14 protein-coding genes are annotated in these 16,435 nt (G+C 70.4%); all 14 read left to right on the forward strand.

The window, feature by feature from the left end; translation table 11 throughout:
* Positions 1-130: 130 nt before the first annotated feature.
* Positions 131-1,423 carry a homoserine dehydrogenase gene (locus ABZ693_RS01120; protein ID WP_359871942.1) on the forward strand — a complete coding sequence of 431 codons (1,293 nt, stop codon included), beginning with the start codon at positions 131-133 and terminating at the stop codon, positions 1,421-1,423.
* A 6-nt stretch (positions 1,424-1,429) separates the two neighbouring features.
* Positions 1,430-2,500, forward strand: a complete 1,071-nt coding sequence (gene thrC, locus ABZ693_RS01125; protein ID WP_359871944.1) for a threonine synthase — start codon at positions 1,430-1,432, stop codon at positions 2,498-2,500.
* Between the two features lie 329 nt (positions 2,501-2,829).
* A complete protein-coding gene (gene thrB / locus ABZ693_RS01130; RefSeq protein WP_359871946.1) occupies positions 2,830-3,747 on the forward strand; it encodes a homoserine kinase in 918 nt (305 codons plus the stop codon).
* A 455-nt stretch (positions 3,748-4,202) separates the two neighbouring features.
* Positions 4,203-6,260, forward strand: a complete 2,058-nt coding sequence (rho, locus tag ABZ693_RS01135) for a transcription termination factor Rho (RefSeq protein WP_359871948.1) — start codon at positions 4,203-4,205, stop codon at positions 6,258-6,260.
* Positions 6,261-6,496: 236 nt separating this feature from the next.
* Entirely contained in the window at positions 6,497-7,588 is a 1,092-nt protein-coding gene (locus tag ABZ693_RS01140; protein ID WP_359871950.1) for an LCP family protein, read from the forward strand.
* A 221-nt stretch (positions 7,589-7,809) separates the two neighbouring features.
* On the forward strand, positions 7,810-8,031 hold the full coding sequence (gene rpmE / locus ABZ693_RS01145; RefSeq protein WP_359871952.1) for a 50S ribosomal protein L31: 222 nt from the start codon (positions 7,810-7,812) through the stop codon (positions 8,029-8,031).
* A gap of 101 nt (positions 8,032-8,132) precedes the next feature.
* The gene (gene prfA, locus ABZ693_RS01150; RefSeq protein WP_359871954.1) at positions 8,133-9,209 is read left to right on the forward strand and encodes a peptide chain release factor 1; all 1,077 of its coding nucleotides are present in this window, start codon (positions 8,133-8,135) and stop codon (positions 9,207-9,209) included.
* 49 nt (positions 9,210-9,258) lie between these two features.
* Positions 9,259-10,104, forward strand: coding sequence for a peptide chain release factor N(5)-glutamine methyltransferase (prmC, locus tag ABZ693_RS01155; RefSeq protein ID WP_359871956.1), 846 nt, complete (start codon positions 9,259-9,261; stop codon positions 10,102-10,104).
* Between the two features lie 121 nt (positions 10,105-10,225).
* Positions 10,226-10,873 (forward strand): L-threonylcarbamoyladenylate synthase, encoded by a 648-nt coding sequence (locus tag ABZ693_RS01160; RefSeq protein WP_359871958.1) that lies wholly within the window; start codon positions 10,226-10,228, stop codon positions 10,871-10,873.
* Positions 10,870-11,529: an arsenate reductase/protein-tyrosine-phosphatase family protein gene (locus ABZ693_RS01165; RefSeq protein ID WP_359871960.1), complete on the forward strand. Its 660-nt coding sequence runs from the start codon at positions 10,870-10,872 to the stop codon at positions 11,527-11,529. The genes ABZ693_RS01160 and ABZ693_RS01165 overlap by 4 nt, the downstream gene beginning before the upstream one ends.
* A gap of 298 nt (positions 11,530-11,827) precedes the next feature.
* On the forward strand, positions 11,828-13,162 hold the full coding sequence (gene glyA, locus ABZ693_RS01170; protein WP_359871962.1) for a serine hydroxymethyltransferase: 1,335 nt from the start codon (positions 11,828-11,830) through the stop codon (positions 13,160-13,162).
* Positions 13,163-13,280: 118 nt separating this feature from the next.
* The gene (locus ABZ693_RS01175; RefSeq protein ID WP_359871964.1) at positions 13,281-14,648 is read left to right on the forward strand and encodes an MraY family glycosyltransferase; all 1,368 of its coding nucleotides are present in this window, start codon (positions 13,281-13,283) and stop codon (positions 14,646-14,648) included.
* Between the two features lie 262 nt (positions 14,649-14,910).
* Positions 14,911-15,324 carry a Cg1360 family ATP-synthase-associated protein gene (locus tag ABZ693_RS01180; RefSeq protein WP_359871966.1) on the forward strand — a complete coding sequence of 138 codons (414 nt, stop codon included), beginning with the start codon at positions 14,911-14,913 and terminating at the stop codon, positions 15,322-15,324.
* Between the two features lie 225 nt (positions 15,325-15,549).
* Positions 15,550-16,359 (forward strand): F0F1 ATP synthase subunit A, encoded by an 810-nt coding sequence (gene atpB / locus ABZ693_RS01185; protein ID WP_359871968.1) that lies wholly within the window; start codon positions 15,550-15,552, stop codon positions 16,357-16,359.
* Positions 16,360-16,435 lie beyond the last annotated feature (76 nt).

Here is a 16,435-nt window from a genome sequence, read left to right on the forward strand (position 1 = left end):
TCACCATCCGGACATGGCGCGGAAACGCCTGTGTGGTGAGTGAGACTGGTTCCGACCGTGGGAACACGAACGTGTCGCTACGGGACAGACCGTGGCGACACGGATCAGAAGGTACGAGAAACGAGGTCGGATGATGCGTACGCGTCCGCTGAAGGTGGCGCTGCTGGGCTGTGGTGTGGTCGGCTCAGAGGTGGCGCGCATCATGACGACGCACGCCGACGACCTCGCGGCGCGCATCGGCGCCCCGGTCGAGCTCGCCGGTGTCGCCGTCCGCCGGCCCGACAAGGTGCGCGGCGGGATTCCCGCCGAGCTGATCACCACCGACGCGACCGCCCTCGTCAAACGGGGCGACATCGACGTCGCGATCGAGGTCATCGGCGGTATCGAGCCGGCCCGCACCCTCATCACCACCGCCTTCGAGCACGGCGCGTCCGTCGTCTCCGCCAACAAGGCGCTCCTCGCCCAGGGCGGCCAGGCCCTGCACGCCGCAGCCGAGCGGCACGGCCAGGACCTCTACTACGAGGCCGCCGTCGCCGGCGCCATCCCGCTGATCCGCCCGCTGCGCGAGTCCCTCGCCGGCGACAAGATCAACCGCGTGATGGGCATCGTCAACGGCACGACGAACTTCATCCTCGACAAGATGGACACCTCCGGCGCCGGCTACAGCGAGGCCCTGGACGAGGCCACCGCGCTCGGGTACGCCGAGGCCGACCCGACCGCCGACGTCGAGGGCTTCGACGCCGCCGCCAAGGCCGCCATCCTGGCCGGAATCGCCTTCCACACGCGCGTACGCCTCGACGACGTCTACCGCGAGGGCATGACCGAGGTCACCTCCGCCGACTTCGTCTCCGCCGCGCGCATGGGCTGCACCATCAAGCTGCTCGCGATCTGCGAGCGGGCCGCGGACGGCGAGTCCGTCACCGCGCGCGTGCACCCCGCGATGATCCCGCTCAGCCACCCGCTCGCCTCCGTCCGCGAGGCGTACAACGCCGTCTTCGTCGAGGCGGAGGCCGCCGGGCGGCTCATGTTCTACGGCCCCGGGGCGGGCGGTTCGCCGACCGCCTCGGCCGTGCTCGGCGACCTGGTCGCCGTGTGCCGCAACAAGCTCAACGAGGCCACCGGCCCCGGCGAGTCCGCGTACAGCAGGCTGCCCGTGAGCTCCATGGGCGACGTGGTGACGCGGTACCACATCAGTCTCGACGTGGCCGACAAGCCGGGCGTGCTCGCCCAGGTGGCGACGGTCTTCGCCGAGCACGGCGTGTCGATCGACACCGTCCGTCAGACGGGCAAGGACGGCGAGGCCTCTCTCGTCGTCGTCACCCACCGCGCGCCCGACGCCGCCCTCTCCGGGACCGTCGAGGCGCTGCGCAAGCTCGACACCGTGCGCGGTGTCGCCAGCATCATGCGTGTTGAAGGGGAGTAAGGACCCATGACCACCAAGGGCACCCACCAGTGGCGCGGCATCATCGAGGAGTACCGGGACCGGCTTCCGGTCACGAGCACGACGCCGGTCGTCACGCTTCGTGAGGGCGGTACGCCGCTCGTCCCCGCGCAGGTCCTCTCCGAGCGCACGGGCTGCGAGGTGCACCTCAAGGTCGAGGGCGCGAACCCCACCGGTTCCTTCAAGGACCGCGGTATGACCATGGCCATCTCCAAGGCCAAGGAGGAGGGCGCGCAGGCCGTCATCTGCGCCTCCACCGGCAACACCTCGGCCTCCGCCGCCGCGTACGCGGTGCGCGCCGGGATGGTCTCCGCGGTTCTGGTGCCGCAGGGCAAGATCGCGCTCGGCAAGATGGGCCAGGCCCTCGTGCACGGCGCGAAGATCCTCCAGGTCGACGGCAACTTCGACGACTGCCTCACCCTCGCCCGCGCGCTGTCCGACAACTACCCGGTGGCGCTGGTCAATTCGGTGAACCCGGTCCGTATCGAGGGCCAGAAGACGGCCGCCTTCGAGATCGTGGACATGCTGGGCGACGCGCCCGACATCCACGTCCTGCCGGTCGGCAACGCGGGCAACATCACCGCCTACTGGCGCGGGTACCGGGAGTACGCGGCCGACGGCATGGCCACCCACACCCCGCGCATGTGGGGTTTCCAGGCCTCCGGTTCGGCGCCGCTGGTGCGCGGCGAGGTCGTCAAGGACCCGTCGACGATCGCCACCGCGATCCGCATCGGCAACCCGGCCTCCTGGGACTACGCGATCGCCGCGCGCGACGAATCGGGCGGTCTCATCGACGAGGTGACGGACCGTGAGATCCTCCAGGCCTACCGCCTGCTGGCCGCGCAGGAGGGCGTCTTCGTCGAGCCCGCCTCGGCCGCCTCGGTCGCCGGTCTGCTGAAGGCCGCCGCGCAGGGCAAGGTCGACCCGGGCCAGACCATCGTCTGTACGGTCACGGGCAACGGTCTGAAGGACCCCGACTGGGCCGTCGCCGGCGCCCCGCAGCCGGTCACCGTCCCGGTCGACGCCGCGACCGCCGCCGAGCGCCTCGGTCTCGCCTGACCCGGGCGCCCGGCCCGGGCACCTGATCCGGCGCTTTCGGGAACGGATCCGGCCGGATTCCGATCCCCGGGGGTTCCTGAGCGGAAGCCAAACCCGCTCAGGAACCCACAGAGGTGCACAGGACGGTGTGCGACACGCATCGTGCGCCTCCTGTGCGCCCTATGTCGCCGCAGAACCTTCCTTCGATAGGCTGTGCCGAACCCGCCCCGCCGCATATGCGCGGCGCTGTTGCCGTTGCCGCCCCAGGGGCGCGAACGGCCCGGGATTCCGGGTGATCCCGTCGAAAACTCCACCGAACAACCACGCACGTCAAGGAGAGTCATCGAGCGATGGCCGGTCCCGCGTTCCGCGCCGCCGCCGTACGGGTGCGCGTCCCCGCCACCAGCGCCAACCTCGGCCCGGGCTTCGACGCCCTCGGCCTGTCGCTGGGCCTCTACGACGACGTCGTCGTCCGGGTCGCCGACTCCGGGCTGCACATCGACATCGCCGGCGAAGGCGCCGACACCCTTCCGCGCGACGAGAGCCACCTGCTCGTACGCTCGATGCGCACGGCCTTCGACCTGCTCGGCGGTCAGCCGCGCGGCCTCGAGGTCGTCTGCGCCAACCGCATCCCGCACGGTCGCGGCCTCGGCTCCTCCTCCGCCGCCATCTGCGCCGGCATCGTCGCCGCCCGCGCCGTGACGATAGGCGGCGACAGCCGGCTCGACGCGGCCCGGCTGCTCGAACTGGCCACCGAGATCGAGGGCCACCCCGACAACGTCGCCGCCTGTCTGCTCGGCGGATTCACCCTCGCCTGGACCGAGTCCGGCGCCGCGCGGGCCATCAGGATGGAGCCCGCCGATTCCATCGTTCCGGTGGTTTTCGTGCCCGGGAAGCCCGTACTGACCGAGACCGCCCGCGGTCTGCTCCCGCGCACCGTCCCGCATGTGGACGCCGCCGCCAACGCCGGTCGCGCCGCCCTCCTCGTCGAGGCGCTGACGCGTCGTCCCGAGCTGCTGCTCGCGGCCACCGAGGACCGGCTGCACCAGGAATACCGGGCGCCCGCGATGCCGGAGAGCGTCGCCCTGGTCAACCGGCTGCGGGCGGACGGCGTGCCCGCGGTCATCTCCGGCGCGGGCCCCACGGTCCTCGCGCTGGCCGATGCCCATACGGCCGACAAGGTCGCGCTCCTCGCGGGCGAGGGCTGGGCCGCGAACCGGCTCGACCTCGACATGTCCGGGGCGAGTGTGCTTCCGCTCGCGCCCTGACGCGCGGCGGTGACCGTCCCCCGTCAGGGCGGTCACCGCGGCCGTACGGCCCCTCACCAGGGCATGTACGGACAACCGACAGCCGGTGACGGAGAGGGGGAATGTTTGTTGGAGCCGGTAGTGTTAACCTCATGTTGCAACCCGACTTCTTCAAGTCGTGGTGCTGAGTGTCCCTATCAGGGACCACCCGTTCTTCCGGGAGCCTCCTCCACTGCCTGAGCAGCCTGCCTGAGCAGTTTCGAGCACGCTCCGGAACCGGCGCGACACCCCTCGCTTGTCTCCGGTGAGGGCCGAGCAGGGGGCTCGGGCCGGACCCACAGCACGTTTTCTTTTTCTTTCCGCCGTACCCGGCGGGACCACCGCCCCGACACGGTCCACCAAGCAGGGCCGCTGCCGGACAGCACGACCGGTCGCCGAGCCAGATGGCCGACGTCCGCTCCAGGGAAGGACCCTTCGTGAGCGACACCACCGATCTGATGGGCGTGACTGCCGACAACTCTGTCGACGCCGCCGCGCCCGCCGCAGGTGCTGCCTCCGGCACCACCGCACGGCGCCGCCGCTCCGGCACCGGCCTCGAGGGCATGGTCCTGGCCGAGCTGCAGCAGGTCGCGTCCGGCCTCGGCATCAGGGGCACCGCGCGGATGCGCAAGGGCCAGCTGATCGAGGTCATCAAGGAGGCGCAGGCCGGAGGCTCCGGTTCCGCCGCTTCCACCGCCGGCTCCGCCGACACCGCGGAGTCGAAGCCGAAGCGCCGCGCCACCTCCAAGGCCCGTACGGCCGAGAGCGCCGCCGAGGCCGCGCCGAAGGCCGAGAAGGCCGAGAAGTCCGCGCCGGTCGCCCAGCAGCAGATCGAGATCCCGGGCCAGCCGGCCAGTGACGACGCTCCGGCCGGCGAGCGCCGCCGGCGTCGTGCCACCGCCCCCGCCGGTTCGCCGGAGGGCGAGGCCAAGGCCGAGACCGCGCAGGCCGTGAAGACCGAGACCCGCGTCGAGGCCCGTACGGACGTCAAGACCGAGCAGCAGGGCCAGGCGCAGGGCGAGGCCCGTTCCGAGGCCGCCGGCGACGGCGCCGAGGGCCGGGGCCGCCGGGACCGCGGCGACCGTGGTGACCGCGGCGAGCGCGGTGACCGTCAGGGCCGCCGCGACCGTCAGCGCGACCGCGGCAAGGGCGACGACCAGCAGGGCGGCCAGCGCAAGGACCGTCAGGAGCGCCAGGACCGCCAGGAGCGTCAGGGCAGCCAGCAGGCCGGTCCGCAGGACGACGGTTTCGACGACGACGGCGGCCGTCGCGGCCGGCGCGGGCGCTACCGCGACCGTCGTGGACGTCGCGGCCGTGACGACTTCGCGGGCGGCGGCGAGCCGCAGGTCTCCGAGGACGACGTCCTGATCCCCGTCGCGGGCATCCTCGACATCCTCGACAACTACGCGTTCATCCGGACCTCCGGCTACCTGCCCGGCCCGAACGACGTGTACGTCTCCCTCGCCCAGGTCCGCAAGAGCGGTCTGCGCAAGGGTGACCACGTCACCGGTGCCGTGCGTCAGCCGAAGGAAGGCGAGCGCCGCGAGAAGTTCAACGCGCTCGTGCGCCTCGACTCGGTCAACGGCATGGCGCCGGAGTCCGGCCGTGGCCGCCCCGAGTTCACCAAGCTCACCCCGCTCTACCCGCAGGACCGGCTCCGTCTGGAGACCGACCCGGGCGTGCTGACCACGCGGATCATCGACCTCGTGTCGCCGATCGGCAAGGGCCAGCGTGGTCTGATCGTGGCCCCGCCGAAGACCGGCAAGACCATGATCATGCAGGCGATCGCCAACGCGATCACCCACAACAACCCCGAGTGCCACCTGATGGTCGTCCTGGTCGACGAGCGTCCGGAAGAGGTCACCGACATGCAGCGGTCGGTCAAGGGCGAGGTCATCTCCTCGACCTTCGACCGTCCGGCCGAGGACCACACCACCGTCGCCGAGCTGGCCATCGAGCGCGCCAAGCGTCTCGTCGAGCTGGGTCACGACGTGGTCGTCCTGCTCGACTCCATCACCCGTCTGGGCCGCGCGTACAACCTCGCGGCGCCGGCCTCCGGCCGCATCCTGTCCGGTGGTGTCGACTCGACCGCGCTCTACCCGCCGAAGCGCTTCTTCGGTGCCGCGCGCAACATCGAGGACGGCGGCTCGCTGACCATCCTGGCCACCGCGCTGGTCGACACCGGCTCGCGCATGGACGAGGTGATCTTCGAGGAGTTCAAGGGCACCGGCAACATGGAGCTCAAGCTCGACCGGAAGCTCGCCGACAAGCGCATCTTCCCGGCCGTCGACGTCGACGCCTCGGGTACGCGCAAGGAGGAGATCCTGCTCGGCAGCGACGAGCTGGCGATCACCTGGAAGCTGCGTCGCGTGCTGCACGCGCTCGACCAGCAGCAGGCGATCGAGCTGCTGATCGACAAGCTCAAGCAGACGAAGTCGAACGCCGAGTTCCTGCTGCAGATCCAGAAGACGACGCCCGGCGGCAACAACGACTGATCCCGCGCGGTGACGGACGCGAGACGTCCGTCACGGTCGCCGGGATCGACGGGAGGCCGCGCCTCCTTCTCGTAACCCTGCCGTGACCTGCGTAAACGACTGCGCCCATCGAGCATCCGCTCGGTGGGCGCAGTCCGTTTACCGGGCATCAAGGGCCAAAACCTCATAAGCTCGTATGCAACCCTTTCGGGTGTTTCGCGGTCACACCAGGTGTACCGAAGGCCCAAGGGAGACGGATGACCGAGCAGAATCGCGGCGGCCGCATACGCCCCACCGGCCGCCGCCGCAAGCCGCATACGAAGGGCCACCGCACCGCGGTGATCGCCGCCTGGAGCGGGGCCGTGCTCGTCCTCGTCGCCGGTTCCGGCCTCGGATACGCGTACGTCCGGCTCGACGGGAACCTCAAGGGCGTCGACATCAACGCCCAGCTCGGCAAGAACCGCCCGGACGACGTCGACAACGGCTCGATGGACATCCTGCTGCTCGGCTCCGACTCGCGCTCCGGCGCGAACGCCGCGTACGGCAAGGACGAGGGCGGCGCCCGCTCCGACACCGCGATGGTCGTGCACGTCTATCCGGGCCACAAGAAGGCGTCGGTGGTCTCCATACCGCGCGACACCCTCGTCGACCGGCCCGTGTGCGCGAGCCCGCAGGGCGCCCCGGTCCCGGCCGAGCGGCGGGCCATGTTCAACACGGCGTACGAGGTCGGCGGGCCGGCCTGCGCCGTGAAGACCGTCGAGTCGATGTCGGGCATCCGCATGGACCACTACATCGAGGTCGACTTCGCCGGCTTCACGAAGCTCATCGACAAGCTCGGCGGCGTCGAGATCACCACGGCGAAGCCCATCAAGGACGCCAAGAGCCACCTCGACCTCGCGCCGGGCACCCACACCCTCGACGGCGAGCAGTCGCTCGGCCTGGTCCGCACCCGCAAGAGCGTCGGCGACGGCAGCGACCTCGGCCGCATCCAGCTCCAGCAGGCCTTCATGAAGGCGTTCATCGACCAGGTCAAGAACGTCGGCGTGTTCTCGAACCCCGCGAAGCTGTTCGGCATCGCGGACACCGCCACCAAGGCCATCACGCCCGACTCCGAACTGGATTCCGTCAACGAGCTGTCGAGCTTCGCCAGCGGTCTGTCGAAGCTGGGCGCCGACGACGTGCACATGATCACGATGCCGGTGGAGTACGACCCGGCGGACCCCAACCGCGTCCTGCCCGTCGAGGCCAAGGCGCAGCAGGTCTGGTCGGCTCTGAAGGCGGACCGGCCGATCCCGGCCTCGGCCACCCAGGACACCGCCACGGGCAAGGCCGACGGCATCGTGAAGTAGTCCGGAGCTGGTCCGGAGCTGGTCCGGAGCCCACCGGAAGGAAGCGCCGGGACCCGCCCACGGCCTCGGCGGACCCCGCCCCCGGGGCGCCGGGAATAGTCGCGGACCGACCCCGGTTTTGGGAGATACGGCCAGTCCTGGCAAACTGGTACGTCGGCCCCGGTTCACGCACGCGTATCCCGCACGGGCGACCCGGAGCCCTCCCTGAACTAGGAGACACCTTGAAGCGCGAGATCCACCCCGAGTACGTCGAGACCCAGGTCAGCTGCACCTGTGGCGCGTCGTTCACCACCCGTAGCACCCTCACCGAGGGCACCATCCGTGCCGAGGTCTGCTCCGAGTGCCACCCGTTCTACACGGGCAAGCAGAAGATCCTCGACACCGGCGGCCGCGTCGCCCGCTTCGAGGCCCGCTTCGGCAAGGCCGGCTCCGCCAAGAAGTAGCGAGCCTTTGCGCCGGTCTTCGGCTGCCCCTGCGCGGGGTGGCCGGGACCGGCGCTTTGCCGTCCCCGTAGCAACTGACGAAAACCACCCAGGAGCCCCCGATGTTCGAGGCGGTCGAGGAACTGGTCGGCGAGCACGTCGACCTCGAGAAGAAGCTCGCCGACCCTTCGGTTCACGCCGATCAGGCCAACGCGCGCAAGCTCAACAAGCGCTACGCCGAGCTGACCCCGATCGTCTCCGCGTACCTGTCCTGGAAGCGGACGGGTGACGACATCGAGACGGCCAAGGAGTTCGCGCACGACGACCCCGACTTCGCCGCCGAGGTCAAGCAGCTGGAGAAGCAGCGCGAGGAGCTCACCGAGAAGCTCCGTCTCCTGCTGGTCCCGCGCGACCCCAGTGACGACAAGGACGTCATCCTGGAGATCAAGGCAGGCGCCGGCGGCGACGAGTCCGCGCTCTTCGCGGGCGACCTGCTGCGCATGTACCTGCGCTACGCCGAGCGCGTCGGCTGGAAGACCGAGATCATCGACTCCACCGAGTCCGAGCTGGGCGGCTACAAGGACGTCCAGGTCGCGGTGAAGACCAAGGGCGGCAACGGCGCGACCGAGCCCGGCAAGGGCGTCTGGGCGCGACTGAAGTACGAGGGTGGTGTGCACCGCGTGCAGCGCGTGCCCGCCACCGAGTCGCAGGGCCGTATCCACACCTCCGCGGCCGGTGTGCTCGTCACGCCGGAGGCCGAGGAGGTCGAGGTCGAGATCCACGCGAACGACCTGCGGATCGACGTCTACCGCTCGTCCGGCCCCGGTGGCCAGTCCGTCAACACGACCGACTCCGCCGTCCGCATCACCCACCTGCCCACCGGCATCGTGGCCTCCTGCCAGAACGAGAAGAGCCAGCTCCAGAACAAGGAGCAGGCCATGCGTATCCTGCGTTCCCGGCTGCTGGCCGCGGCGCAGGAGAAGGCCGAGGCCGAGGCCGCCGACGCGCGCCGCAGCCAGGTCCGCACCGTCGACCGTTCCGAGAAGATCCGTACGTACAACTTCCCGGAGAACCGCATCTCGGACCACCGGGTCGGCTTCAAGTCGTACAACCTGGACCAGGTACTCGACGGCGAGCTCGACGCGGTCATCCAGGCCTGCGTCGACGCCGACTCCGCCGCCAAGCTGGCGGCGGCGTAAGCACCCGCAAGACCGCCCCACAGCCCCACCCGCACCACGGAGGACCAGCGTGAACCTGCTGCTTGCCGAGGTGGCCCAGGCCACCCAGCGGCTGGCCGACGCCGGCGTTCCCTCACCGCGTTTCGACGCCGAGGAGCTCGCCGCGTTCGTGCACGGCGTGAAGCGGGGGGAGCTGCACAACGTCAAGGACGCCGACTTCGACGCCCGCTACTGGGAGGCGGTCGCCCGCCGCGAGGCGCGCGAACCGCTCCAGCACATCACCGGGCGGGCCTTCTTCCGCTATCTGGAGCTCCAGGTCGGCCCCGGTGTCTTCGTGCCCCGGCCGGAGACCGAGTCGGTCGTCGGCTGGGCCATAGACGCCGTCCGGGCGATGGACGTGGTCGAACCGCTCATCGTCGACCTGTGCACCGGTTCCGGCGCCATCGCGCTCGCCATGGCCCAGGAGGTGCCGCGCTCGCGCGTGCACGCCGTGGAGCTGTCCGACGACGCGCTGGTGTGGACCCGGAAGAACGCGGAGGACTCGCGCGTCACCGTCCACCAGGGCGACGCGCTCACCGCGCTGCCGGAGCTGAACGGCCAGGTCGACCTGGTCATCTCGAACCCGCCGTACATCCCGCTCACCGAGTGGGAGTACGTGGCGCCCGAGGCACGCGACCACGACCCGGACATGGCGCTGTTCTCCGGCGAGGACGGCCTCGACACCATCCGGGGCATCGAGCGCACCGCGCACCGGCTGCTGCGGCCCGGCGGACTCGTCGTCATCGAGCACGCCGACACCCAGGGCGGCCAGGTGCCGTGGATCTTCAACGAGGAGGCCGGCTGGACGGACGCCGCCGACCACCCCGACCTGAACAACCGGCCGCGCTTCGCGACCGCTCGCAAGGCGACGCCGTGACGGGGGTCGTGACCGGGACGGACGAGCGGTATGTTCCGCGCGTTCCGCGCAGTGCGTGTGTTCCGGAGACGACGACGCGGACGACGACGCGAGTGACCAACCAAAGGGAGGACCGGGACTGATGGCTCGGCGATACGACTGCAACGAGGCGACCGACCGGGCCACGGGTCTGCGTGAGGCCGCCTCCGCGGTGCGCCGCGGCGAACTGGTCGTGCTGCCCACCGACACCGTGTACGGGATCGGGGCGGACGCCTTCAGCTCGGAGGCCGTCGCGGACCTGCTCACGGCCAAGGGCCGCGGCCGCAACATGCCCACGCCCGTGCTCATCGGCTCCCCGAACACGCTGCACGGTCTCGTCACGGACTTCTCCGAGATGGCCTGGGAGCTCGTCGACGCCTTCTGGCCCGGTGCGCTGACCCTGGTCGCCCGGCACCAGCCGTCGCTCCAGTGGGACCTCGGCGACACCCGCGGCACCGTCGCGATCCGGATGCCGCTGCACCCGGTGGCGATCGAGCTGCTGACGGAGGTCGGCCCGATGGCGGTGTCCTCGGCGAACCTGACCGGTCACCCGGCGCCGGAGAGCTGCGACGCGGCCCAGGGCATGCTCGGCGACTCCGTCTCCGTGTACCTGGACGGCGGCCCGACGCCCGGCATCGTCCCGTCGTCCATCGTGGACGTCACCGGCAAGGTGCCGGTGCTGCTGCGCGAGGGCGCGCTGACCGCCGAGGACCTCCGGAAGGTGGTACCCGACCTCGAGGTGGCGAATTGACCGCCCCTGAGGGGCGTGGCATAGCGGGGCACGAGCACGAGTACGACCGCAGTACCTTCCGCATCCTCCACGTCAGCACCGGCAACGTCTGCCGCTCGCCCATCACCGAGCGGCTGACCCGCCATGCCCTGGCCGACCGGCTGGGCGACCCCCTGGGCGGGGGCCTGATCGTGGAGAGCGCGGGCACCTGGGGCCACGAGGGCGCCCCGATGGAGGCCAACGCGGAAGTCGTCCTCGCGGACTTCGGCGCGGACTTCAGCGGCTTCGTGGGCCGTGAGCTCCTCGACGAGCACGTCATACGCGCGGATCTGGTCCTGACCGCGACCCGCGACCACCGCGCGCAGGTCATCTCGATGGGGCACTCGGCGGGGCTGCGGACCTTCACGCTGAAGGAGTTCACCCGCCTCGTCCGCGCCATAGACCCGGCGACCCTTCCCGACCCGCGTGGGGCGTACGGGACGGTCGACCGCGCCCGCGCGCTGGTCCGTGCCGCCGCCGCTCTCCGCGGGTGGCTGCTCGCCCCGTCGGAGGAGGCGGACGAGGTGAACGACCCGTACGGCGCGCCGATCACCTTCTTCCGCTCGATCGGCGACGAGATCCAGCAGGCGCTGGATCCGGTCGTGACGGCGCTGACGGGCGTGCCCGCGCGGTACTGAGCCGGCGCGGGGGAGAGCCGCGCCGCGTCCGCCCGCGCCGCGATCCCGTCCGCCGCGTTCCCGGCCGCCTGCGCCGCGTTCCCGTCCGCCGCGTTTCCGTGCGCCGGACATCCCGGCCCGGGCCTTCATCCCTCCCGTCACCCCCGCCCCGCCCGTACACGCGCCCCTGACGGCCCCGTACGGCCTGCCCGCGCGCCGCGGGCAGGGGGAGAGCACCAGGTGGAGCAGTGAGGGGGCACGAGGCGCTCAGGGTGCCTACAGTGGATTTCAGGCCACCCCCACCGCCCGGAGCGCCCCCATGCCCCCGCTCACCGCGCCGACCGAACCCGCGTCCCCCGACACGTCCCCGGCCGAGGCCGGGACCGAGGCCGGGACCGAGGCCGTGTCCGGCTTCGACGCGGGACTCGGCCTCCTGCGCCGGCAGGACCCCGAGATCGCGGACGTCCTGCTCGGCGAGGCACAGAGGCAGGCGGACGGGCTCCAGCTCATCGCGGCCGAGAACTTCACCTCGCCCGCCGTGCTCGCCGCCCTCGCCTCCCCGCTCGCCAACAAGTACGCCGAGGGCTACCCGGGCGCCCGCTACCACGGGGGCTGCGTCTACGCGGACGCCGCCGAGCGGATCGCCGTCGACCGCGCGAAGGCCCTGTTCGGCGCCGCGCACGCGAACGTGCAGCCGCACTCGGGTTCGTCCGCCGTGCTCGCCGCGTACGCCGCGCTGCTGCGCCCCGGCGACACCGTGCTCGCGATGAGCCTCGCGCACGGCGGGCACCTCACGCACGGCGCGCCCGCGAACTTCTCCGGCCGCTGGTTCGACTTCGTCTCGTACGGCGTGGACGCCGAGACCGGCCTCGTCGACTACGAGCAGGTCGCCGCGCTCGCCCGGCACCACCGGCCGAAGGCGATCGTCTGTGGCTCGATCTCGTACCCCCGCCATCTCGACTACGCGCTGTTCCGCTCCATCGCCGACGAGGTCGGCGCGTACCTCATCGCCGACGCCGCCCACCCGCTCGGTCTGATCGCCGGCGGCGCGGCGCCGAACCCCGTCCCGTTCGCGGACATCGTCTGCGGCACCACCCACAAGGTGCTGCGCGGCCCGCGCGGCGGTCTGGTGCTGTGCGGGGAGGAGCTGGCGGCACGGGTGGACCGGGCGGTGTTCCCGTTCACGCAGGGCGGCGCGCAGATGCACACGATCGCCGCGAAGGCGGTCGCGTTCGGGGAGGCGGCGACGCCGGCCTTCGCCGCGTACGCCCGCCGGGTCGTCGAGAACGCGCGCGTCCTGTCCGCCGCGCTCGCCGCCGAGGGCTTCGCGCCGACGACGGGCGGGACCGACACCCACCTCGTCACCGTCGACCCGACGCCGCTGGGCGTCGACGGCCGGGTCGCCCGCGACCGGCTCGCGGCCGCCGGGATCGTCCTCGACACGTGCGCGCTTCCGTACGGGGAGGGGCACGGCGAGGGGCGCGGCATCCGGCTCGGCACCGCCGCCGTGACCACGCAGGGCATGGGGACGGCGGAGATGGCGAGAATTGCCGCACTGTTCACCGCGGCGCTACGAGACGACGCCGGGGAAACGGCCCGGGTACGGGCGGATGTACGCGAGATCGCCGGGCGATTTCCGCCGTATAGCCGCTGAAACGCCGGTTACGGGAGCGCCTCCGCAACCGTTCGGGACGGGGATGTGTCCTCGACCATGGGGACGGCCCGGCTAGGGTGTGGGGCTGAGATGGCCAGCGATTCCTGTGGGGCAGCCCGTGCGTGATTACCTGCTGACGCTTTGTGTCACGGCCGCGGTGACCTATCTGCTGACCGGTCCGGTGCGGAAGTTCGCCATCGCGACCGGGGCGATGCCGGAGATCCGCGCACGCGACGTACACCGAGAACCGACACCGCGGCTCGGTGGCATCGCCATGTTCTTCGGACTGTGCGCGGGCCTGCTCGTCGCGGACCATCTGCAGAACCTCAGCAGTGTCTTCAAGCTGTCCAACGAGCCCCGCGCGCTGCTCTCCGGCGCCGCGCTGATCTGGCTCGTCGGCGTCCTGGACGACAAGTTCGAGCTGGACGCGCTCATCAAGCTCGGCGCGCAGATGATCTCCGCGGGCGTGATGGTCGTGCAGGGTCTGACGATCCTGTGGCTGCCCATCCCCGGTGTCGGCACGGTCGCCCTCACCCAGTGGCAGGGCACCCTCCTCACCGTCGCGCTGGTCGTCCTGACCATCAACGCGGTGAACTTCGTCGACGGCCTCGACGGCCTCGCGGCCGGCATGGTCTGCATCGCCTCGGCGGCGTTCTTCCTGTACGCGTACCGCATGTGGTACGGCCTCACGATCGAGGCCGCCGCGCCCGCGACGCTCTTCGCCGCGATCCTCATGGGCATGTGTCTGGGCTATCTGCCGCACAACATGCACCCGGCGCGGATCTTCATGGGCGACTCGGGCTCGATGCTGATCGGTCTGATCCTGGCCGCGTCCGCGATCTCGATCACCGGCCAGGTCGACCCCGACCTGCTGGAGATCTTCGAGGGTTCGACGAAGGCCGCCACCCACGCCGCCCTGCCGGTCTTCATCCCGCTGGTGCTGCCGCTGACGATCATCGCGATCCCGATGGCGGACCTGGTGCTGGCGATCGTGCGCCGTACGTGGAAGGGCCAGTCGCCGTTCGCGGCGGACCGCGGGCACCTGCACCACCGGCTCCTGGAGATCGGGCACTCGCACAGCCGTGCCGTGCTGATCATGTACTTCTGGTCGGCGCTCATCGCCTTCGGCACGCTGGCCTACTCGGTGCACTCGACGTCGATGTGGATCGTCCTCACCGTGGTCTTCCTGAGCGCGGTGGGTCTGGTGCTGCTGCTCCTGCCGCGCTTCACGCCGCGGGCGCCGAAGTGGGCGCAGGCGGTCGTGCCGCCGCGTTACCGGCGCCGCGCGTACCGTCTGGCGCAGGCTCAGGCGGCGGAGGAGGCCGCGAGGCTCGACTCCGGCGCCGGTCCGGTCACCGGATCCGAGACGGACGGGCCGGCGGCCGAGGAGGACCGCGAGCCCGTCCCGGCCGGGGTCAACGGAGCGACCGCCATCGGCCACCGTTCACGCTTCTCCGATCGAAGTAAGGCTGGGGCGCGAGGTTGACGAAAGCCCCATCTGCGGCCAATAGCACACGAGTTGCCGCGTTGTCGCGCACACACGTGCAGGGTCACTCTCAGGTGTGAGAGTTGGCACACGCACGGGTAAAGACCTATTCAAATAGTTTGTGATACGGTTCACGAGACCCGGCGACAGTGCCGAAAGACCGTAGTGCGACGGCCTTTTCGGCCCCGAGGCTCATCTCGGTCCGGGCTTACTCTCGTCCATGACGACACCATCGCCCCCTCCAGCAAGCGGAGACACCGCCATGCCGTCCAACGACGCACGCATTCTGCTGCGCACCGCAGTGCCCACCGCCGCCGCCGGCGTCATCGCCACGGTTGTCAGCGGTGTGCTCGCGGGCGGCAAGGGTGCGATCGGCGCCGTCATCGGCACCCTGGTCGTGCTCCTGTTCATGGGGATCGGGCAGGTGGTTCTTCAGCGGACGGCGAAGAAACTCCCGCATCTGTTCCAGGCCATGGGGCTCATGCTCTACACGGCCCAGCTGCTGGTGCTCTTCATCTTCCTGGCGCTGCTGAAGGGGACGACCGCGTTCAACTTCAAGGCCTTCGCCTTCACGCTGCTCGCCACCACGATCGTGTGGGTCGCCGCCCAGGCCCGTGCCTACATGAAGGCCAAGATCACGTACGTCGACCCCGACAATTCGGGGCCGAAGCCGTGAAGGGTAGGGCCGGGATAAAGCCGCCTTCGGCTTCCTGCTATCGTCCGGTGCCAACTGCGGCACTGCGGGCGCGGGCATCCGGAACGGCGCCTGACCCAGCGAGAGGCTTGATGCCGAACCGCCGCCCCCTTATCCGTAAGACCAGTCCAGTGCCGACCCGCGGCTGCGTGCCGCGCCGACACAACGAGGTTGCCGTACCTATGCGCCACGCTGAAGGAGCCCGCGGTGAGTGCTGACCAGACGCTTGCCTTCGACCCGGATTGCCACATCTTCTCCGGATGTGGCTTCCCGGCGCCGGGGCTGCACACGTTCATGTACGAGCCCATGTTCACCGTGGGCAGCTTCGAGTTCACCAAGCCGATGCTGCTTGCCATCCTGGGCTCGATCGTGGTCGTCGGCTTCTTCTGGGCCGCTTTCAACAAGCCCAAGCTGATCCCCGGCAAGATGCAGATGGTCGGCGAGGCCGGCTACGACTTCGTGCGCCGCGGCATCGTCTACGAGATCATCGGCAAGAAGGACGGCGAGAAGTACGTCCCGCTGATGGTGTCGCTGTTCTTCTTCGTCTGGATCATGAACCTGTGGTCGATCATCCCGGTCGCCCAGTTCCCGGTCACGTCGCTGATCGCCTTCCCGGCGGCCCTCGCGCTGATCGTCTACGTGCTCTGGATTTCGCTGACCTTCAAGAAGCACGGCTTCGTCGGCGGATGGAAGAACATCACCGGCTACGACAAGAACCTCGGCGCGATCCTGCCGATGGTCGTCGTCCTGGAGTTCTTCTCGAACCTCCTCATCCGGCCCTTCACGCACGCGGTCCGACTGTTCGCGAACATGTTCGCCGGTCACCTGCTGATCGTGATGTTCTCGCTGGCCACCTGGTACCTCATGAACGGCCTGGGCTTCGTCTACGCCGGCGCCTCGTTCGTGATGGTCCTCGTGATGACCGCCTTCGAGCTCTTCATCCAGGCCGTCCAGGCGTACGTCTTCGTTCTCCTGGCCTGCAGCTACGTCCAGGGCGCGCTCGCCGAGCACCACTGAGCCCCCGCTCCGGACTCGTAGACCCCACCCCGAAACCAGCAGTCGTCCGGTGGCCAACCCCCACCGGGTCATTGAA

Source organism: Streptomyces laurentii (assembly GCF_040635425.1).
Taxonomy (GTDB): Bacteria; Actinomycetota; Actinomycetes; order Streptomycetales; family Streptomycetaceae; genus Streptomyces; species Streptomyces laurentii.